Here is a 19,872-nt window from a genome sequence, read left to right on the forward strand (position 1 = left end):
CACGATGTCCTCTGACCTGTGGAGCTTTGCCCTTGCCGTCTACGCCCGTCCTGGCGTGGAGGATGCCTGCCTGCGCCTGCAATCGGCGGGAGCCAACGTGTGCCTGATGCTATGCGGCTTATGGCTGGAACAACGCGATGTGACCTGTGACGAGGTGCGCGCCCGGCAGCTTGTGGAACTGACAGAGCCCTGGGACCGGGAAGTGGTCCAGCCGTTACGCGCATTGCGCACGCAGTGGAAAACCCTGGCCGACACCGATCCGGTGCTCAAGGGCATGCGCGAGCAGATCAAGGGACTGGAGCTGGAGGCGGAGCGTGCACTGCTGTCGCGACTTGAAGGCGCCGCGCAAGGCTGGAAGCGTGACTCCAAGGAATCGAGAGACTGGCTGAACGTGCTGGCCGGCCCGGCGGCCAACCTGAACCGCGACGCGCTGCAAGTGCTGCGCGTCGCGGCGACCGGCGCTTAGGAAGCGCTGGACGGATTGCTGGTGACGCTCGACACCGGCGCCGGGGATGGCGTGGTTGCGGTGGTCGAGGTAGTGGCGGCCGGTGCCGGTGCTGCAGTCGGAGCCGGGGTTGCCGGTGCGGCAGGTTTGGCAGCAGGCGCAGTGGCAGGTTTTGCTGCAGCTGGTTTTGCTGCTGGCTTGGCGGCAGCTGGCTTGGCAGCGGCAGGTTTTTTCACCGCAGGTTTTGCAGCAGGTTTCGCTGCTGGCTTGGCGGCCGGTTTGGCAGCGGTCGCTGGCTTGGCTGCGGTGGTTGCAGGCTTCGCGGCGGCAGCCGGTTTGGCGGCTGGTTTGGCAGCAGCTTTTGCCGCAGGTTTCGCCGCCGCTTTGGCAGCAGGTTTCGCCGCAGGTTTGGCAGCGGTTTTCGCCGCAGGCTTGGCAGCAGCAGTTTTGGCGGCTGGTTTGGCAGCGGCTTTAGCGGCTGGTTTTGCTGCCGGCTTTGCAGCCACTTTGGTGGCTGGCTTGGCAGCAGGTTTCGCAGCTGCAGTGCTTGCCGGAGCGGCCTTCGCAGCAGCGGTTTTCGCCGCAGGTTTGGCAGCTGGTTTTGCAGCAGCCGGCTTGGCAGCAGCTGGTTTGGAAGTCGCTGGTTTGGCTGCTGTGGTTTTGGCCGCAGGTTTAGCAGCGCTGGCGGCTGCAGGTTTCTTCGCGGCTGGTTTTGCAGCGGCTTTCACTGGCGCTTTTGCAGGGGCTTTGACCGGTGCTTTTGCAGCAGGTTTGGCAGCCGCTTTTTTCGCAGGCGCCGCTGCCGGTTTGGCCGAACGCAGGGACAACGCCTTGCCGACGGCCTCTTGAACACGACCGACACCCTGGGCCAGTTTCAGGCTTTCCTGGGCATCGCGCTTGAGTTGCAGAATGTAGCTGCGGGTATCGGACTGACGCTCCTTCAGGGCATCAAGCAGATCTTCAAGTTCCTTCACGGCAGCCTTGGCCTTGGTCTGCGCCTTGGCTTTACCGGCCGCTGCTGCGTCCTGCAATTTGGTGCGGGATTTGTGCAGCTTTTCTTGTGCCTTGCCGCGCTGCTTTTCCAGTTTGGCGAGCAGTTTTTCAGCATCAGCCAAGGCTTGGGAGCAAGCGTTTTCCAGATGCTCGAGCAAGCTGCCCGAGAGTTGTTGGAGTAAATGCAACGGAGTGTTTACAGGCTTCTTGGTGGCCGACATGGTTTACCTCCTGGCTGACGTGAGTGCGGCTCATACTAGACCTCTGCTGCTACCGCCGCTAGGGCATGTTGACAGTATCGAAAGCACTCGGTTGCAGGCTTGCGAAAAACTTCTGCGCATTGGCAAAAGCAGTTCACCGTTGCAGACGTTCGCGCTGGCATAATCCACCGCAATTCAGGACGGAGAGTGCCCATGTCGCGCTACCTTTTTTTATCCCTCTGCATGATTTTTTCCTTGGCGCAGGCCGACGAAAAAAACACTGCAAACGATGCCCACGATCTGGCTTACAGCCTGGGTGCCAGCCTCGGTGAACGGCTGCGCCAGGAAGTGCCGCAGCTACAGATCCAGGCGTTGATCGAAGGTCTGCAACAGGCCTATCAAGGCAAACCGCTGGCACTGAGCGAGGCACGCATCGAGCAGATCCTCGCCGATCACGAATCGCAGACAGCCGAGCAGGCAGCGATGCCTTCGACTGAAGCCGCGATGGAAAACGAGCGACGTTTTCTCACCGCCGAAAAAGCCAAACCGGGTGTGAAGGAGCTGGCCGACGGCATCCTGCTGACCGAGCTTTCGCCGGGGAACGGCACGAAGGCCGGCCCGGATGGAAAAGTGCAGGTGCTGTATGTCGGCCGACTGCCGGATGGCACCGTGTTCGATCAAAACACACAACCACAGTGGTTCAATCTCGACAGCGTGATCGCCGGCTGGCGCACGGCGCTACAGAACATGCCCGTGGGCGCGAAGTGGCGTCTGGTGATTCCGTCGGATCAGGCTTATGGCGCTGACGGTGCCGGCGACCTGATCGCGCCGTTTACACCGTTGGTGTTCGAAGTGGAATTGCGCGGCGCGACCAGTTGATCGCCCAATAAAAAACGGTGCGCCTGGGGCGCACCGTTTCTGGTTCTTGCAAGGCCGGATTCAGGCCTGAACCGAATCCTCTTCCTTATGTGCGGTATGCAGCACTTCGATCAGGCAGTCTTCCAGTTCGAAGCGCTCGTGGAGCAGGCCGCCCAGCTCCTTGAATTTCTCAGCAACGCATTTGCCTTCATCGCAAAGGTCGTTGAATGCGAGCAGCTTTTCGGTGATGACATCGATCCGTGGGTAGATCGTCTCGGCCAGTTCCAGGCCGCGCTTGTCGTTGAAGGCCTTGGCCTCGCCCGTCAGCTGTTCGTAGATCTCGAAGTGGCCGGCCGAGACGTAATCGACCAGCACGCCGCAGAACTCCTGCAAGGGCTTTCGATCCTCGGACAGCGCCTGAGGCTTGGCGCCCAGCTTGTCATAGGCAGCGATCAACTCCTCACGCTCCTGCAGCCAGCGGTCGATCAGCAGATGAACTCCACCCCAACGTTCCTGAGCATTCTGACAACTTTCGAGCATGGCGATCTCTCTTCCCTTGTGGGTCATGCTGCTCTACACCCGCGCCCCTTCTTGTGGCTAATGCTTTGAGAGGCGGCCAGGCAGAGCGTCATCGAGCAACACAATTCCAATGACACGTGCGGGCCAGATTATGCCCGCACGACTATGGCTTCAAGGTACGCAGGAGAGAAAGTTCATACAAGTGTTTAATCCCTGACCAGCGCCGGGTGCGACGGTTGGCCGCGCAGCGGTCGCTGCAAAGCCATCCAGACCTGTCGCAGCAACTGATAAAAAGCCAGGATCGACATCCCCACAAAAAACAGCAGACTCCACTCCGGAATGCTCAGATCGAACAGCGTCCAGGACAATTCCGCGCAATCGGCGGTGTCGTTGAACATGCGCATCAGTGCGCACAACCACGGCAGGCTGCTGAACATCTCTTCCGGCCCGGGCCCGCAATGCGCCAGTCTTTGCAGGGAATCACTTTGCAACAGCACTTGCCGCCAGGCCGCCGTCATGCCGCCAAGACTGGTCAACAATGCCATCACCCAATACAGCGACAGACCGACACGTTGCGGCCCATGGATCGCAGCCATACCACAACAAAGGGTGAGGACACTCATGAACAGACGCTGGACCAGACACAGGCTGCAAGGCACCAGACCGACCGCGTATTCGAGGTAATAGGAAGCTCCCAGGGCCAGAATCCCCGCAGTGAAAGCCATAAAGAACAGGGAGCGTGAGCAGGCCAAAGACATGGCTTATCCGTAAAAATAAAGACAGGCAGTTACGGTAGAGGAAAGCGCCTCGAGCTTTCAAGGCAGGTCACTGGCGACACTTCATCAGAAGTGTAGGGAAATCCCGACAAGCACAGAAGGATTCGGTGCAGTCCACTGTAGGACTTTGCTCAGGAAGGGATTTACGGGTAACTATTCAGTCACCGGAAGAAAAAGGAGGAGCATCGCTCCTCCTTTCTGATCACGCTCGAACAGCTACGGGTAATGGCGCAGCCAGCAGGCGTTCATCCAGCATCCCGAGCCCTTCCTGGAACAGCAGATTGCTGCGCTCGGTGTCACCCAACCGGGCCAGCAGGCGAGCCAACTCGGCGCAGGCCTCCGGATTACGCTGCACTCGCAGGCTGCTTTCCAGATAATCCCGCGCCTTGCCCCACAGACTGGCTTGCAGGCACAAACGCCCCAACGTCAGCAGCAGGCTGGCGTCGCCCGGATGATCCTTGAGCCAGCCTTCAGCCGCCTGCAACTGACGCGCCGGATCACTGCCGCGCACCAGACCGTAAAGGCGCGCCAGATGGCTGTCGTACTTACGCTTGAGCGCCGTGCGCAGCACTTCTTCCGCTTCGACCTGGGCGCCCAGTTGGCGCAACTGCTCGGCGTAGGCCAGTACCAGCGCCGGTTCCTGGCGCTGGGCAGAAGTCAGCTGCTGCCAGGCTCGGTTGAGCGACTGCAAACCGACTGCGCCATCCTCTTCACGCTGGGCCGCCAGGGACAGATTTTCTCCCCAGGCGCGACGCTCGAGCTCGGTCAGCTCAGCCGGTGGCAGGACTTTGTCCTTGCGCAGCTCCGGCAACAGCCGGATCACGGACGACCAGTCACCGCGCTGCTGATGCAGGCGCTGCAACTGACGCAAAGTCTGCACATTGTGCGGATGGCGCTCGTGCATCGCCTGCAAAGTGACCAGCGCGCCATCGGTATCGCCACGATCGGTCTGCAACTGCGCATGGCTGAGGGCGATCGCCAGCTCGGCCTGCGGCTGACGCTCGAGGGCGCGCTCCAGCAGGCGATCGCTTTCCTCGTAGTGGCCTTGTTCGTTGGCGGCGCGAGCGGCGCCCAGGTAATACAGCAACGGTTGACGCTCGGCTTCGGCGGCCCGGTAAAGGTGGCGCTGGGCACTGGCCCAGCGACCTTCGGCCAGGTCGAGCTGACCATGCTCGATCGCCACCTGCACACGGCGACTGCGGTTGCGTCGCGACCATGGATTGACCACGCCGCCGGAGGTCAGCACCAACTCGACCAGCGCCTTGATGCCCCAGACCAGCAGCCACAGCACCGCGACCACCGCCAGGGTTGCCCACAGGCTCGACTCATAACGAAAGCTTTTGTAGGCGACCAGCACGTAACCGGAATGCTCGGCAATCGCCAGGCCCAGCGCCGCCGTTGCCGCGATCACCAGAAACACGATCACATACAGGCGCTTCATGGTGTCGCCTCCTGAGCGGTGCTCGCGGCCGGTTTGGCGAAGGGTTTCACTGATTCCTCGGCGTTGACGTTACGGCGCTCCAGATACGCCTGCACCGCGCTCAACGTTCCGGCGAGATCCGGCGTATTGACGGTAACCGGTTGCTTGCTCAGTTCCGCGACCTGCTCGAGCATGATTTTGCTCTGCGGGTTGTCCGGATTGAAGTTGCCGGTGAGAACGTCACGCGCTTCGGCCAGGGCCTGGGTGTACACCGGCGCCTGGCCGTTGAGCGCAGCCCATTGCGCCTGCTCGAGCGAAAGGCTCAGGGCCAGACGCACCTGACTCAGACTCTGGCCAGCAAGCAGCGGCCGGACGTTTTTGTCAGCGTTGAAATCGATGCGGATGTAGCGCGAGATCTGATCCCACCACTGCGCCCAGCGACTGGCGCCATCGCCGTCGGAAGTCAGGCCCAGCAGCGAATCGCCGCGATCCTTGTATTCCGGCGCCAGCTCGGTGAGACCGACGACCTGATCGCGCAAGGCGCCCAGGCGCAGAAACAGCCCGGTGCGATCCGGCTGTTCGGTACTGCGCAGCGCCACAAGGGTTTTCGCCACTTGCTCGCGGGCGGCGAACGAACCGGGATCATTCTGCTCACGCAGGATTTCGTCGGCACCCTGCACCAGTGCCTGAGCGCTGCTGATGTCCTGCAGGGCGGAAAGACGCAGACTGGCCAGACGCAGCAAGTGTTCGGCCTCGGCCAGACGCCAGTCCTTGCGGCTGGCGCCGAGGACGGTTTCCAGACGCTGATTGAGGCGCTGCTGATCGCCCTGAAGCTGGGTCACCAGACGCTGGCGATCGGCAAGTTCATCGGCGCCGGGCAATTGCCCGAGACGCTCGGTCAGTCGTTGCTCGTTGAGCTTCAGGGTCTGTGCCTGATCGTTCAACGCTTGAACCTGACTCAATTGATTTTGAGTGTTGGCCTGCAGGTGTCGCACCTGCCAGACACCCCAGCCACCCACCGCAACACCGGCGGCGCCGAGCAGCAGCGCGAGAATGGCCAATCCGTTGCCTCGGCGCGGTTCGGCGGCCGGTGGCGGTGCATCAACCGGTGCATCGATCACAGGTTGAACGTCATCTTTAGGCAAGGTTGTTTCGCTCACGTATCCATCCTTTGCATTAGAGAACGGGCACGGGATGCTCCCGTAACGCCGTCAGCAAAGCCGCGGCACTCGCGCCGCGACAATCCACAACTGTTCGGGCCCCGGCGGCACTGGCCTGCTCGGCAACCCTTGGGCTTGGAACAAACAACGGCAACTGCGCAAGCACAGGCCAGGTATCGCCGGCCAGTTGGCGCAGGTGCTCGAAACCCTGTCCACTGCTGACCACCAGCCCGTTCAGGCGTTCCGCTGCAATCCTGCGAGGCAGCTCCTGCGGCGCATAGTCCGGCAGGTCGCGACGGTACAACTCCAGATATTCGACACTAGCACCAAGCGCGCGCAGGCGCTCGGCCAGCAATTCGCGTCCGCCCTCCCCGCGCAGGATCAACACCTGCGAACCGGGCACGGCCACCGCCGCCAGAAGACGCGGCAATTGCAGCAAGGCTTCGCTGTCGTCGCCCGCGTCCGGGAAGCTCACATCCAGCCCCCGATCCCGAAGGATCGCGGCGGTCGCCGCACCCACGCTGAACCATGGCATCGTCGGAGTCGACAGGCCCAGAGAATCGAGCAGATCCATCGCGATCCGCGCCGCCGGCTTGCTGACCACGATAACGGCGCTATAACGCGGCAGTTGCGTGATCGTGTGGCGCATTGTGTCAGAGACCGGCAGTGGCGCAATTTCCAAAAGCGGCAGACAACTGCTGAAAAACCCTTGTTCGGCCAGCACGGCGGCGAGCGCCGAACAGTCCTCCGCCGGGCGCGTCAGCAGCAGGCGCCAGGCGGTCACTCGTGACCTGCCTCGCCGTAGACTGCCTTGAGAATATCGTCGGCGCCCTGGCTGAGCAGGTCTTCGGCCACCTGCACGCCCAGCGTCTGGGCTGCGGCACGCGGCGCACGGGCCTGTGCGCTGAGCAGCTTGCCGCCGCTCGGTTCGCCCACCAGACCGCGCAGCCACAATTGATCGCCTTCGAGCACGGCGTAGCAGGCGATCGGCACCTGGCAGCCGCCATTCAGATGTTTGTTGAGGGCACGCTCGGCCGTGACACGGTCAGCGGTGTCGGCGTGATGCAGGGGTGCGAGCAGGGCATGGATTTCCGTGTCGGCACTGCGGCACTCGATACCGACGGCGCCCTGGCCACCGGCCGGCAGGCTGTCGTCGACGCTGATGGCCGAGGTGATGCGGTCTTCGAAACCAAGACGGATCAGACCAGCTGCCGCGAGGATGATCGCGTCGTACTCGCCGGCGTCAAGCTTGGCCAGACGGGTGTTGACGTTGCCGCGCAGGAAACGGATCTCCAGATCCGGACGGCGGGTCAGCAACTGCGCCTGACGACGCAGGCTGGAGGTACCGACGATGCTGCCGGCAGGCAATACATCGAGGCTGGAATATGCATTGGAGACAAACGCGTCACGCGGATCTTCGCGCTCGCAGATGCAGAACAGACCGAGGCCTTCGGGGAAATCCATCGGCACGTCTTTCATCGAGTGCACGGCGATGTCGGCTTCGTTTTCCAGCAGCGCGGTTTCCAGTTCTTTAACGAAAAGGCCCTTGCCGCCGATTTTCGACAGGGGCGAATCAAGCAGCTTGTCGCCACGACTGACCATGGGCACCAGCGTCACCAGCAGGCCCGGGTGGGCTGCTTCCAGACGGGCTTTGACGTATTCGGCCTGCCAGAGGGCCAGAGCACTTTTGCGGGTGGCGATGCGGATTTCGCGAGAGGACATGGATCAATCCGTACTGAATAGATACGGCGGATAATAACAGCTCAGCCAAATCCACTTTGACCTGAATCAGAAACGGCGTGGCCTCCCTGGCCTGCAATGCCTGGTGAAAAGAACGAAGAACCGCCCGGAGCCTGCGGCCTAAAGCCCCTGCATCATTTTGCGCACGCCCGCCACATGCCGGCGGCTGACGATCAGCGCGTCACCGTTCAGACCCTTGAGGAACAACTGGAAGTGGCCCAGCGGTGTGCGTTGCAGTCGCTCGATGCGGTCGCGGGCGACCAGCGCGTTGCGGTGGATCCGCACGAAGCGCTCGCCGAATTCGTCTTCCAGTGCCTTGAGCGGCTCATCCAGAAGAACTTCGCCGGCTTCGTGGCGCAAGGTCACGTATTTGTGGTCGGCAATGAAATACACCACCTGATCCAGCGGGATCAGTTCGATGCCTTTACGGGTGCGGGCGCTGATGTGGCTGCGCGGGCCGTTACCGCTTTCGGCGGCAGGACGGGTCAGGGCCGAGAGCTGGGCCCGGTTGGGACGTTCAGCCCGTTTCAGGGCGTCATGCAGATGTTCGGTTCGCACGGGTTTCACCACATAGCCCACGGCGCTGGCCTGAAGGGCTTCCACGGCAAATTCATCGGGACCTGCGCAAAACACCACGGCTGGCGGGGTCTCGCGTTCGCACAGACGGGCAGCCACCTGCAGGCCATCGAGGCCCGGCATGCGAATATCGAGCAGCACGATATCCGGCTTGTGGCTGTCGATCAGCGCCAACGCCTCTTCGCCATTGGTGGCGCTAGGCTCCAGGACTGTGTAGCCCTCGAGCTCGCTCACCATTCGGGCGAGGCGCTCGCGGGCCAGTGGTTCGTCATCAACGATCAGGACATTCATATTGCGCTGGATTCCTGCGTGAGTCTCGCACAAGGATAGCGTAGACAAGTGGAGTGACGTCCGTCACCGCGATCCACGCTAAGACTAGCGCGAGCGTCAAAAAGTGCCGTACGTCGGCCGGCAATATTTGCCGACACGTGCAACGTACCGACTGACGCCCGTCGCCGACTGCGTTTTACGCAGGGTATGCCAATGGCCAATACACCCACCCCTCTCTCTTCTTATAGTCGGTGGCCGGACCTTTGCGCGATCCGCCGCCACGTCGACCCCTATGTCCTACTGTAGACGCTCGTCAGGCCGATATTGCTCAATCGAAAAATATCCTTGCGCAAATCCCCCGCAGACACCGGCGACTATGGAGGAGGACATGAGAAAAAAACGTATCGACCAGTGTCAGCGACAGGATTGGCAACCCTGTTATTATCCGCGCCAGCGTTTCACGCCTTCTTTCTTCAAGCCGATACGAGCGAATTCATGAGCACTGACAAGACCAATCAGTCCTGGGGCGGCCGCTTCAGTGAACCCGTCGACGCCTTCGTCGCCCGCTTCACCGCCTCCGTCACTTTCGACCAGCGCCTGTATCGCCACGACATCATGGGCTCGATCGCCCACGCCACCATGCTGGCCAAGGTCGGCGTGCTGACGGATGCCGAGCGCGACAGCATCATCGATGGCCTGAAGACCATCCAGGGCGAAATCGAGGCCGGCCAGTTCGACTGGCGCGTCGACCTCGAAGACGTGCACATGAACATCGAAGCACGCCTGACCGACCGCATCGGCATCACCGGCAAGAAGCTGCACACCGGCCGCAGCCGCAATGACCAGGTCGCCACCGACATCCGCCTGTGGCTGCGTGACGAGATCGACCTGATCCTGAGCGAAATCACCCGCCTGCAAAAAGGCCTGCTGGAGCAGGCCGAGCGCGAAGCCGCGAGCATCATGCCGGGTTTCACCCACCTGCAGACCGCTCAGCCTGTGACCTTCGGGCACCACATGCTGGCCTGGTTCGAAATGCTCAGCCGCGACTACGAGCGTCTGGTCGACTGCCGCAAGCGCACCAACCGCATGCCGCTGGGCAGCGCGGCGCTGGCCGGTACCACCTACCCGATCGACCGCGAATACACCGCGCAACTGTTGGGCTTCGACGCCGTCGGCGGCAACTCGCTGGACAACGTGTCCGACCGGGACTTCGCCATTGAATTCTGCTCCGCCGCAAGCATCGCGATGATGCACCTGTCGCGCTTCTCCGAAGAGCTGGTGCTGTGGACCAGCGCGCAGTTCCAGTTCATCGATCTGCCGGACCGCTTCTGCACCGGCAGCTCGATCATGCCGCAAAAGAAAAACCCCGACGTGCCGGAACTGGTACGCGGCAAGACCGGCCGTGTGTTCGGCGCCCTGATGGGCCTGCTGACCCTGATGAAAGGCCAGCCACTGGCCTACAACAAGGACAACCAGGAAGACAAGGAACCGCTGTTCGACGCCGCCGACACCCTGCGCGACTCGCTGCGTGCCTTCGCCGACATGATCCCGGCGATCAAACCGAAACACGCCATCATGCGTGAAGCGGCGCTGCGCGGTTTCTCCACTGCCACTGACCTGGCCGACTACCTGGTGCGCCGTGGCCTGCCGTTCCGTGATTGCCACGAGATCGTCGGTCACGCGGTGAAGTACGGCGTCGACACCGGCAAGGATCTGGCCGAGATGAGCCTGGAAGAACTGCGTCAGTTCAGCGATCAGATCGAACAGGACGTGTTCGCCGTGCTGACCCTGGAAGGCTCGGTGAATGCCCGTAACCACATCGGCGGCACAGCGCCGGCGCAGGTCAAGGCTGCCGTGATTCGCGGCCAGGCGTTGATCGCCAGCCGCTAAAAGCTGAAAGCTTCGCGAGCAGGCCCGCTCCCACAATTGATCTCGATTGGACATCTGCCCGGTGTTCGCAGCAGATCGAATGCGAGAGCGGGCCTGCTCGCGAAAGCCATCTCGAAAGCACCAGCAAACTTACTTTTTGGCCGCGATCATCGCCAAAAACGCCGGCATCGCTGCATCCTTGTCCGCCTCGATCTTCTGCACGTGCGGATTCTGCTCAAGCCGCTCCAGCAGCGCCCTGGCCTTCGGCATTTCCGCCAGCAAATCCAGACCGAACAGTTTGTGCCCCACCGCAGCCGCCAGCGGCACGCTGTAGAGGAAGTACAAATCCGCAATGCTCAGGCTGTCGCCCGCCACATACGGGTCGAACTTGCCGTGACGTCCCAGCGCCGCAAAACCCAGCAGCAATTCAGCCTTGGTTTTCTCTTTGATCGCCTCCGGCAGCGCCGTACCGAAAAACGCTTCGCCATAACAGGCACGGGCCGGCAGCTCGATATACAGCTCGATTTCCTTGGCCACTGCCAGCACCTGGGCACGGGCGAACGGTTCGGTCGGTAACAGCGGGACACCCTGCTGACTGCTTTCGAGGTATTCGAGCATCACCATCGTTTCGTTGATGTAACCGCCTTCGGCCCCCAGCACCGGCACCTTGCCGCGCGGGCTGATGGCCAGAGATTCAGGCGTCGGCGTCGGGTAGAACGTGACCTCTTCGAACGGCAGGCCTTTTTCCAGCAGCGCCAGTTTGACCATGTTGTAGTAGTTGCTGACGGAGAATCCATAGAGCTTGAACATCACATAGCCTCCAGGCCGTGCGGGGTGGGCAGTGCCTGTTTATAGATCGCCCGGGGGATTCTCGCCAGCAGCATCACGCCGCTGAATGCGGGTAAACTGGCGCCTTTCCTTGAGGAGCCTGCCATGAGCGAGCCGACTGACATCGACAATGATGAAGAAGAGTTCACCGAATCGACGCTGATCGAAGCGATCGAGAACCAGATCGAAAGCGACAACCCGCCAGCGGCCAAGGCAACCTTCAACAAGCTGACGCTGGTCGGCTACGAGCGCGAAGACATCCTGAACCTGATGGCCCATGTGCTGGCCTACGAAATCGATTCGATGCTCGACGATGACCGCGCGTTCGATACCGAATGGTACGAAACCGCGCTGCGCGCATTGCCGGAACTGCCACCGGAAAAGCAGTAACCGGTCTCGCCCTGTGGGAGCAGGCCTGCTCCCACACAATTTGTCATCCATCTCCACGGCCTTCTGCTGACCCCTGACTACACTGGAATCCACCCCGGGACGAAAACCCTGACACGCGCACTGGACAGGCCGCGCCGGCAGGTTCACCTTAGGGGCGCTGTCGTCCAATTCCTAGAAAGTCTGGAGTCCTTATGTCGCTTACCCCTGAGTTGGTTGCCGAACTGGAAGTCCTCGCACTCTTCAACCTGGACAGTTCCCAGGAAGGTCTGAAAATTCATCAGACCGCTGCCCCGAAGCACATTGCCGCCGCACAACGCCTGTTTGAAAAAGAACTGACAGACCAGCCTGATGGCGGTTACCTGACCAGCCTCGGTCGCGATGCCGCACAAAACGTGCAAACCGTACTGACGATTCTCAAAGAGCAGCAAAACGCCTGATCCTCCCGACTTTGCCCACGGAAACCCCTGCCACGGGATTTCCGCGGGCCAGCCATGAACGTTGCCCATCGCCCAACGTTGGAAATCTGACGTCAAAAAACAAATTCAGCTTAAAACTCCTGCTGCTCAGGCGCTAAACTCCCGGACACCCGAGACCCCTTGCCTCCGAGCCCTGCGCGCCGGTTTGAGCCGACATGACCCGCACCCATGAAATCCGCCCCGACCTGGACGAAGGCATCGACCGCAAGGTACTCAGCCAGCTACGTGCACGTTTTCTGAAACTCAATGAAGGTCGCCTGAACCGGGCACTGGAAGGCCTGTCGACGCGCCAGCAAAGTGTGCTGACGCTGCTGCCGCTGTTTTTTCACGTCAATCATCCGCTGTTGCCCGGTTATGTCTCGGGCGGTACGCCGGCCGGGCTGTCGAATTACGAACCGGACGCCGACGCGCTGGCCGAAGCCCAGCGCCTGACCCGCTCGTTCTCCTACAAACCGCGACACGGCAGCAACCCGCCTCGACCGATTCATGGGCTGTTCCTGATGGGCAGCCTCGGCACGCTGGCCCAGGCCGATCAGAGCGACATGGACGTTTGGGTCTGCCATGCCCCCGACCTGAGCGACAGTGAACTGGCCGAGCTGCGCAAGAAATGCCAGTTGCTCGAAACCTGGGCTGCCAGCCAAGGGGCAGAAGCGCATTTCTTCCTGATCGACCCGGTGCGCTTCGTCAAAGGCGACCGCGACACCCAGCTCAGCTCTGAAGATTGCGGCACCACCCAGCACTATCTGCTGCTGGACGAGTTCTATCGCACCGCGATCTGGCTCGCCGGGCGCACGCCGATCTGGTGGCTGGTGCCGGTCTACGAAGAACGCGCCTATGACGCGTACACCCACACCCTGATTTCCAAGCGGTTTATCCGCAACGATGAAACCCTCGACCTGGGGCCGATGGCGCACATTCCGCCGGGCGAGTTTGTCGGCGCCGGGCTGTGGCAACTGTTCAAGGGCATCGAATCGCCTTACAAATCGGTGCTCAAGCTGCTGCTGACCGAGGTCTACGCCAGCGAGCATCCACAGGTGCAATGCCTGAGCCTGCGCTTCAAGCAGGCCGTATTCGCCAACCGGCTGGACCTCGACGAGCTGGACCCGTACATGGTGGTTTACCGGCGGATCGAGGAATACCTCACGGCGCGCAACGAACCGGAGCGTCTGGAACTGGTGCGCCGGGCGCTGTACCTCAAGGTCAACCGCAAGCTCACCGGCAACACCCGCACCCAGAGCTGGCAGCGTTCACTGCTGGAACGACTGGCCAGCGAATGGCATTGGGACCAGCGGCAACTGGCACTGCTCGACAGCCGCAGCCAGTGGAAAGTCCGCCAGGTCAGCGCCGAGCGCCGGGCCCTGGTCAACGAGCTGAATTACAGCTACCGCTTTCTGACCCAGTTCGCCCGCACCGAACAGACCGTCAGCCTGATCAACAAGCGCGACCTCAACGTTCTCGGCCGGCGCCTGTACGCCGCGTTCGAGCGCAAGGCGGACAAGGTCGAGTTCATCAATCCCGGCATCGCCCCGGATCTGGCCGAAGACACCCTGACCCTGGTGCAATCGCCGAACAAAAAGGAACCGGGCCAAACCCAGTGGGGCCTGTACAACGGCAGCCTGACGGCGCTGGAGTGGGAACATTTCGCGCCGATCAAGCGCAGCCGCGAGTTGCTGGAACTGCTGACCTGGTGCCACCGCAACGGCGTGATCGACAGCAGCACCCGACTGGCCCTGCACCCCGGCACCAGCGACCTGAGCGAGTTCGAGCTGTTCAACCTGCTCGGCAGCCTGCAGCAATGCATCGCCCTGCCCTTGTCGACCGTTGCCGAAGAACCGCTGCTGCGCGCCGCCGTGCCGAGCGAAGTGCTGATGCTGGTGAATGTCGGGGTCGACCCGCTCAAGCATCACCGCGACCTGAACATCCTGATGACCACCGAGCGTACCGATTCGCTGAGCTACGCCGGTGTGCGCGAGAACCTGGTGCTGACCCTGGATCAGGTCACGCTCAACAGCTGGAACGAGGTACTGGTCAACCGCTTTGACGGTCCGCATGCCTTGATGGACTGCCTGCGCGATTACCTCAACAACCTGCCGCGCGGACTGCAACAACCATCGCTGCGAGTGCGTTGCTTCTGTCACAACCGCGCGCAGTTCATCGCCCGCCGGGTGGAAGAAATCGTCGACACCGCGCAGACACTGCTGTTAAGCGATTTGAATCACCGCTACCTGATCCAGGTGCAGCAGCACTATCACGTGCTGGAACTGGTGCCGGGCCAGGTCAGCCATGTGGCCCTCGCCACCCTGCCGGCGCTGCTTGATTACCTTGGTGAGGAACAGCCGCGCTACAGCCCGCTGCACCTGGATCCGATGGCGCTGGAAGACCACGACCTGGCGCTGATCCTGCCGATGGGCCAGCCCGAATGCATTCAGGTGTTCTACCGGCTCACCGAACAAACCGCCGAACTGTACGTACTCGACGAGTTCAACGCGCTGTGGCAGCAGCACTTGCCCTATCACGACGAGCAAAGCCTGTTGGTGCCGTTGCAGCGATTCCTGCAATCGATCCAGTTCCGCCGCGAAGCACTGCTGCCGATGGACTCGGGCCACGCCGTCAGCCTTGAAATCTTGTATTACCAGTTATTGCCATCAGGGCCGGGACGCGCGCGACGGGTCGAAATGCGCCCGGCGCCGCAGACGCCGGTCAACAAACCGTTCTACGACGTGCAGGCGATCGTCGGTAAAGCCGCACCCGGCGAAGTGCAGGTCACGCTGTATTGCAATCAACGGGAATTCAGCGAGCTGGAACATGGCGACCAGCTGTTCAGCGTGGTCGCCCGGGAGATCGTCGGGCAGCGCCGGGAAACCGAGCGCTACCGCTGCTACATCACCGACCTCGACCTGTCGGGTGTGATCGGTGACGGGCAGAGTTCAAGCAATCTGTATCTGCGTTACAAGGCCGACCTGGAACGCTCTCTGAACGAGGCGCTCGAGCAGGTCTGAGGCGGGTTATTCCGGGAAGTCGCCGCCGTTGGCCGGCTGCGACTCGACTTCCAGCAAGGTCAGTTTCAAGGTCTTGCCACCCGGTGCCGGCCAGTCGATGTGCTGACCGACTTTGAGGCCCAGGAGCGCACTGCCGACCGGGGCCAGGATCGAGACTTTGCCTTCGTCGGCGTTGGCGTGCTTCGGGTAGACCAGGGTCAGGTGGTAGTCCTTGCCACTGCTTTCTTCACGGCAGTGCACACGGGAATTCATCGTCACGACATCGGCAGGCACTTCATCGTGACCGACCAGGGTATCGGCGCGGTCCAGTTCGGTTTGCAGCGCGATCACGCCCGGCAGCGAGTCATCCAGGCTGTCGATCAGGCGCTCCAGACGTTGCACGTCCAGACGGGTAAGGGTGATGGAAGGTGCGGTCATGATCCGGGCAGACTCCTTTCTTCTGCACACAAAAAAAGCAAAACCCCGCCAAAAAAGACGGGGTTCTCACCAGGCCTCGATGGGTTGAGGCGTTTCCGGACACTATCACAGCTCAAAAAATATACAAGCTACGCTCCGGCGAGCTGCCGGCGCTGAGCCGCCTGCGCACAAATCACCCGACGGCGCTCGTCATCGGCCGAACGCCACTCGCGGATGTCTTCGACATGGCGCATGCAGCCGCGGCAGACCTTCTGCTCATCCAGCCGACAGACGCCGGTGCACGGCGAAGGCACGGCCGGGCTGACGTTGCTGTAGAGCGGCTTCGGCGGACGGACGGGCGCGGTATCAGTCACGAAATCACAGGCCTTCGAAATCGAATTCGGTGCCGGCCTGCTGCTTGACGATGCGCTCCAGCATTTCGCCCAGCTGCTCTTCGCTCTTGTCGCACATCCAGCGTTCGCTTTCTTCGTCGTAGTCGAAGTGGAAACCACCGGACACTGCGGCCAGCCACAGCTGACGCAGCGGTTCCTGACGACTGAAGATCAGCTGGGTGCCGTTCTCGAACTTGACGGTCAGCACACCGGCCGAGTTCTCCATGTCGATGTCCATGTCGCTGTCGTCGAAGATGTCTTCCAGTTTTTCCTGGGTTTCATCGACCAGATCGTGGAAACGGGCTTCGGACAAACTCATTGCGGCAACCTCAAAAAATGTCTGATCAGGCTCAAGCGCCGCAAGATACGGACGCTGCCGGCCGATTGCAAAGGATAACGACCAAGCGCCCTGCCCGGCGACGAAATATCCACCCGCCACGCGGGAAAAGTTTCCGCGCCGCAGCCCGAGCCCCGCCGGACGGGAGTTCCGTCGCATAGGCAAGCTGCCGGGTGGCCGGTATACTCCGGCGCAATTAACGCATATTCAAGGATTTCGCCATGAAGCGCCTGATCTCTTCCATCGCTGCGATCGTCGCGGTTGCCTGCCTCGTTTCGGCTTGCGGTCAGAAAGGCCCGCTGTACCTGCCCGATGAAGATCAGGACCCGGCCGAGCAAGCCCAGTCTTCGCAAAAGCAGCCTGTCTCCAAGGCACACAAGCACGACGTTTACTAAGGGATCGCCATGGACGCTTTTAACTACCGTGGCGGGGAACTGTTCGCGGAAGGTGTGGCGCTGTCCGCCATCGCCGATCGCTTCGGCACACCGACCTACGTCTACTCCCGCGCCCACATCGAGGCCCAGTACCTGGCCTACGCCGATGCGCTGGCCGGCATGCCGCACCTGGTCTGCTTCGCGGTCAAGGCCAACTCCAACCTCGGTGTCCTGAATGTCCTGGCCCGCATTGGCGCCGGCTTCGACATCGTCTCCCGTGGCGAACTGGAACGCGTACTGGCCGCCGGCGGCAGCCCGGACAAGATCGTGTTCTCCGGCGTCGGCAAGACCCGTGACGACATGCGCCGCGCGCTGGAAGTCGGCGTGCATTGCTTCAACGTCGAATCCACCGACGAGCTCGAGCGCCTGCAGCTGGTCGCCGCCGAGCTGGGCGTTCGCGCGCCGATCTCGCTGCGCGTCAACCCGGACGTCGATGCCGGCACCCACCCGTACATTTCCACCGGTCTCAAAGAGAACAAGTTCGGCATCGCCATCGCTGACGCCGAAGACGTGTACGTGCGTGCCGCGCACCTGCCGAACCTGGAAGTGGTCGGCGTTGACTGCCACATCGGTTCGCAACTGACCTCCCTGCCACCGTTCCTCGATGCCCTCGACCGCCTGCTGGATCTGGTCGATCGCCTCGGCGATTGCGGCATCCACCTGCGCCACATCGATCTCGGTGGCGGCCTGGGTGTGCGTTATCGCGATGAAGAGCCGCCATTGGCCGCCGATTACATCAAGGCCGTGCGCGAGCGTCTGGTCGGTCGCGACCTGGCACTGGTGTTCGAACCGGGCCGCTTCATCGTCGCCAACGCCGGCGTGCTGCTGACCCAGGTCGAGTACCTCAAGCACACCGAGCACAAAGACTTCGCCATCGTTGACGCGGCCATGAACGACCTGATCCGCCCGGCGCTGTACCAGGCCTGGATGGACGTGACCCCGGTCAAGCCACGCGAGACCGCTGCGCGTACCTACGACGTCGTCGGCCCGATCTGCGAAACCGGCGATTTCCTCGCCAAGGAACGCGAACTCGCGCTGGAAGAAGGCGATCTGCTGGCCGTCCACTCGGCCGGTGCCTACGGTTTCGTGATGAGCTCCAACTACAACACTCGCGGCCGTGCCGCCGAAGTGCTGGTGGATGGCGATCAGGCTTTTGAAGTGCGTCGCCGCGAGACCGTGGCCGAGCTGTTTGCCGGCGAAAGCCTGCTGCCGGAGTAACCCCATGCTGCTGCGTTTTACCAAGATGCACGGCCTGGGCAACGACTTCATGGTCCTCGACCTGGTCAGCCAGCACGCGCACATTCAGCCCAAGCACGCAAAAATGTGGGGCGACCGGCACACCGGCATCGGTTTCGACCAGTTGCTGATCGTCGAGGCACCGAGCAATCCGGACGTGGATTTCCGCTACCGGATCTTCAATTCCGACGGCTCCGAAGTGGAGCAGTGCGGCAACGGTGCGCGCTGCTTCGCCCGCTTCGTGCTCGACAAGCGCCTGACCGCCAAACGGAAGATCCGCGTCGAGACCAAGGGCGGCATCATTGAACTGGACGTGCGTAACGACGGCCAGATCGGCGTGAACATGGGCGCCCCGCGTCTGGTGCCGGCGGACATTCCGTTCCAGGCGCCGGAGCAGGCCCTGAGCTATCAGGTCGATGTCGACGGTACGCCGGTCGATCTGGCGGCGGTGTCCATGGGCAACCCCCATGCGGTGCTGCGGGTCAGCGATATCAACACTGCACCGGTGCATGAACTGGGGCCGAAAATCGAACACCATCCGCGCTTCCCGGCACGGGTCAACGTCGGTTTTCTCCAGGTCATCGATCGCCATCGCGCGCAACTGCGCGTGTGGGAACGCGGCGCCGGGGAAACCCAGGCCTGCGGCACCGGTGCCTGCGCTGCTGCTGTAGCGGCGATCAGTCAGGGGTGGATGGATTCGCCACTGCTGATCGACCTGCCGGGCGGGCGTCTGTCCATTGAATGGGCAGGCCCCGGCCAACCGGTGTTGATGACCGGCCCGGCAGTGCGCGTATACGAAGGACAAGTGCGTCTTTGAGTGAGCAGAAGCCATGACCGATAAGCCTCAGGTACCCGCCCGACAATCCGGTGAATCAGCGTCCGAGAGCCTGGAGGCGGCAGCGGTTGCCGCGTACCTGGAGGCTCATCCGGACTTCTTCGTCGAGCATGAAGAACTGCTGCCGTCCCTGCGCATCCCCCATCAACGCGGCGATACCGTCTCGCTGGTGGAGCGTCAGATGGCCATTCTGCGCGACCGCAACATCGAGATGCGTCATCGCCTCTCGCACCTGATGGACGTCGCCCGGGACAACGATCGCCTGTTCGACAAGACCCGTCGCCTGATTCTCGCCCTGATGGACGCTGCCACTCTGGAAGACGTGGTGATCAGCGTCGAAGACAGCCTGCGCCAGGATTTCCAGGTGCCCTTTGTCAGCCTGATCCTGCTCGGCGACAACCCGGCCCCGGTCGGTCGCTGGGTGACCCACGCCGATGCGCAAACCGCCATCGGCGGCCTGCTCACCGAAGGCAAGAGCGTCAGCGGCAGCCTGCGTGAACACGAGCTGGACTTCCTGTTCGGCGAAGAGCAACGCAAGCAGATCGGCTCCACCGCCGTAGTCGCCGTCAGCCATCAAGGCATCCACGGGATTCTGGCTATCGCCAGCCGTGATCCGCAGCACTACAAGAGCTCGGTCGGCACGCTGTTCCTCAGCTACATCGCCGAAGTCATGGGTCGCGTGCTGCCACGGGTCAACAGCTCCCTGCGCTCGGTACGCTGAGC

22 protein-coding genes are annotated in these 19,872 nt (G+C 62.0%); 10 read left to right on the forward strand and 12 right to left on the reverse strand.

The features are described 5' to 3' along the window. Nucleotides 1-4: 4 nt before the first annotated feature. On the forward strand, nt 5-466 hold the full coding sequence (locus I5961_RS27390; RefSeq protein WP_227233871.1) for a TIGR02444 family protein: 462 nt from the start codon (nt 5-7) through the stop codon (nt 464-466). Here the strand turns inward: I5961_RS27390 and I5961_RS27395 are convergent. Beyond that, nucleotides 463-1,659, reverse strand: a complete 1,197-nt coding sequence (locus I5961_RS27395; protein WP_227233873.1) for an AlgP family protein — start codon at nt 1,657-1,659, stop codon at nt 463-465. The two genes, I5961_RS27390 and I5961_RS27395, sit on opposite strands and share 4 nt — an antisense overlap. Before the next feature lie 192 nt (nt 1,660-1,851). Between I5961_RS27395 and I5961_RS27400 the strand changes: the two genes are divergently transcribed. Then, nucleotides 1,852-2,517: an FKBP-type peptidyl-prolyl cis-trans isomerase gene (locus I5961_RS27400; RefSeq protein ID WP_227233875.1), complete on the forward strand. Its 666-nt coding sequence runs from the start codon at nt 1,852-1,854 to the stop codon at nt 2,515-2,517. A 60-nt stretch (nt 2,518-2,577) separates the two neighbouring features. Here the strand turns inward: I5961_RS27400 and I5961_RS27405 are convergent, their stop codons facing one another. The 7 genes from I5961_RS27405 to I5961_RS27435 form a co-directional block, all read right to left on the reverse strand. Then, nucleotides 2,578-3,036, reverse strand: a complete 459-nt coding sequence (locus I5961_RS27405) for an Rsd/AlgQ family anti-sigma factor (RefSeq protein ID WP_007951863.1) — start codon at nt 3,034-3,036, stop codon at nt 2,578-2,580. A 185-nt stretch (nt 3,037-3,221) separates the two neighbouring features. Next, nucleotides 3,222-3,773 (reverse strand): disulfide bond formation protein B, encoded by a 552-nt coding sequence (locus I5961_RS27410; RefSeq protein WP_085696870.1) that lies wholly within the window; start codon nt 3,771-3,773, stop codon nt 3,222-3,224. 220 nt (nt 3,774-3,993) lie between these two features. Further along, the gene (locus I5961_RS27415; protein ID WP_085696869.1) at nt 3,994-5,232 is read right to left on the reverse strand and encodes a heme biosynthesis protein HemY; all 1,239 of its coding nucleotides are present in this window, start codon (nt 5,230-5,232) and stop codon (nt 3,994-3,996) included. Then, entirely contained in the window at nt 5,229-6,371 is a 1,143-nt protein-coding gene (locus I5961_RS27420) for a uroporphyrinogen-III C-methyltransferase (protein ID WP_085696868.1), read from the reverse strand. The genes I5961_RS27415 and I5961_RS27420 overlap by 4 nt, the downstream gene beginning before the upstream one ends. A 16-nt stretch (nt 6,372-6,387) precedes the next feature. Continuing rightward, a complete protein-coding gene (locus I5961_RS27425; protein ID WP_227233877.1) occupies nt 6,388-7,155 on the reverse strand; it encodes a uroporphyrinogen-III synthase in 768 nt (255 codons plus the stop codon). After that, nucleotides 7,152-8,093: a hydroxymethylbilane synthase gene (gene hemC, locus I5961_RS27430; protein ID WP_227233879.1), complete on the reverse strand. Its 942-nt coding sequence runs from the start codon at nt 8,091-8,093 to the stop codon at nt 7,152-7,154. The genes I5961_RS27425 and hemC overlap by 4 nt, the downstream gene beginning before the upstream one ends. Nucleotides 8,094-8,231: 138 nt before the next feature. Beyond that, nucleotides 8,232-8,978 carry a LytR/AlgR family response regulator transcription factor gene (locus I5961_RS27435; protein WP_085696865.1) on the reverse strand — a complete coding sequence of 249 codons (747 nt, stop codon included), beginning with the start codon at nt 8,976-8,978 and terminating at the stop codon, nt 8,232-8,234. Between the two features lie 474 nt (nt 8,979-9,452). Between I5961_RS27435 and argH the strand changes: the two genes are divergently transcribed. Continuing rightward, complete coding sequence (argH, locus tag I5961_RS27445; protein ID WP_227233881.1) at nt 9,453-10,847, forward strand: argininosuccinate lyase; 1,395 nt, start codon at nt 9,453-9,455, stop codon at nt 10,845-10,847. A gap of 129 nt (nt 10,848-10,976) precedes the next feature. Here argH and I5961_RS28670 read toward each other — a convergent pair whose 3' ends face one another. Beyond that, the gene (locus I5961_RS28670; RefSeq protein WP_085696862.1) at nt 10,977-11,636 is read right to left on the reverse strand and encodes a glutathione S-transferase family protein; all 660 of its coding nucleotides are present in this window, start codon (nt 11,634-11,636) and stop codon (nt 10,977-10,979) included. Between the two features lie 123 nt (nt 11,637-11,759). On the opposite strand from I5961_RS28670, the gene I5961_RS27460 reads away from it, so the two are divergent. From I5961_RS27460 to I5961_RS27470, 3 genes are all read left to right on the forward strand, one after another. Further along, nucleotides 11,760-12,044: a hypothetical protein gene (locus I5961_RS27460; RefSeq protein WP_085702337.1), complete on the forward strand. Its 285-nt coding sequence runs from the start codon at nt 11,760-11,762 to the stop codon at nt 12,042-12,044. A gap of 191 nt (nt 12,045-12,235) precedes the next feature. Next, the gene (locus I5961_RS27465; protein WP_085696861.1) at nt 12,236-12,481 is read left to right on the forward strand and encodes a TIGR02647 family protein; all 246 of its coding nucleotides are present in this window, start codon (nt 12,236-12,238) and stop codon (nt 12,479-12,481) included. A gap of 194 nt (nt 12,482-12,675) precedes the next feature. Then, nucleotides 12,676-15,519, forward strand: a complete 2,844-nt coding sequence (locus tag I5961_RS27470) for a class I adenylate cyclase (protein ID WP_227233883.1) — start codon at nt 12,676-12,678, stop codon at nt 15,517-15,519. A gap of 6 nt (nt 15,520-15,525) precedes the next feature. On the opposite strand, the gene rnk is transcribed toward I5961_RS27470, so the two are convergent. The 3 genes from rnk to cyaY all read right to left on the reverse strand — a co-directional run bounded on the left by rnk (nt 15,526) and on the right by cyaY (nt 16,626). After that, entirely contained in the window at nt 15,526-15,936 is a 411-nt protein-coding gene (rnk, locus tag I5961_RS27475) for a nucleoside diphosphate kinase regulator (RefSeq protein WP_085696859.1), read from the reverse strand. Between the two features lie 128 nt (nt 15,937-16,064). Continuing rightward, complete coding sequence (locus tag I5961_RS27480) at nt 16,065-16,289, reverse strand: DUF1289 domain-containing protein (protein WP_085696858.1); 225 nt, start codon at nt 16,287-16,289, stop codon at nt 16,065-16,067. A gap of 4 nt (nt 16,290-16,293) precedes the next feature. Next, on the reverse strand, nt 16,294-16,626 hold the full coding sequence (gene cyaY, locus I5961_RS27485) for an iron donor protein CyaY (RefSeq protein WP_085696944.1): 333 nt from the start codon (nt 16,624-16,626) through the stop codon (nt 16,294-16,296). A 239-nt stretch (nt 16,627-16,865) separates the two neighbouring features. Between cyaY and lptM the strand changes: the two genes are divergently transcribed. From lptM to I5961_RS27505, 4 genes are read left to right on the forward strand one after another with little or no spacing between them, the layout of a single operon-like run. Next, nucleotides 16,866-17,039 carry an LPS translocon maturation chaperone LptM gene (gene lptM, locus I5961_RS27490; protein WP_085696945.1) on the forward strand — a complete coding sequence of 58 codons (174 nt, stop codon included), beginning with the start codon at nt 16,866-16,868 and terminating at the stop codon, nt 17,037-17,039. Nucleotides 17,040-17,048: 9 nt separating this feature from the next. After that, a complete protein-coding gene (lysA, locus tag I5961_RS27495) occupies nt 17,049-18,296 on the forward strand; it encodes a diaminopimelate decarboxylase (protein ID WP_085702335.1) in 1,248 nt (415 codons plus the stop codon). A 4-nt stretch (nt 18,297-18,300) separates the two neighbouring features. Further along, a complete protein-coding gene (dapF, locus tag I5961_RS27500; protein ID WP_085696856.1) occupies nt 18,301-19,131 on the forward strand; it encodes a diaminopimelate epimerase in 831 nt (276 codons plus the stop codon). Nucleotides 19,132-19,144: 13 nt separating this feature from the next. Next, a complete protein-coding gene (locus I5961_RS27505; RefSeq protein ID WP_007951894.1) occupies nt 19,145-19,870 on the forward strand; it encodes a DUF484 family protein in 726 nt (241 codons plus the stop codon). Nucleotides 19,871-19,872 lie beyond the last annotated feature (2 nt).

The sequence above is a fragment of the Pseudomonas sp. IAC-BECa141 genome, assembly GCF_020544405.1.
GTDB lineage: Bacteria > Pseudomonadota > Gammaproteobacteria > Pseudomonadales > Pseudomonadaceae > Aquipseudomonas.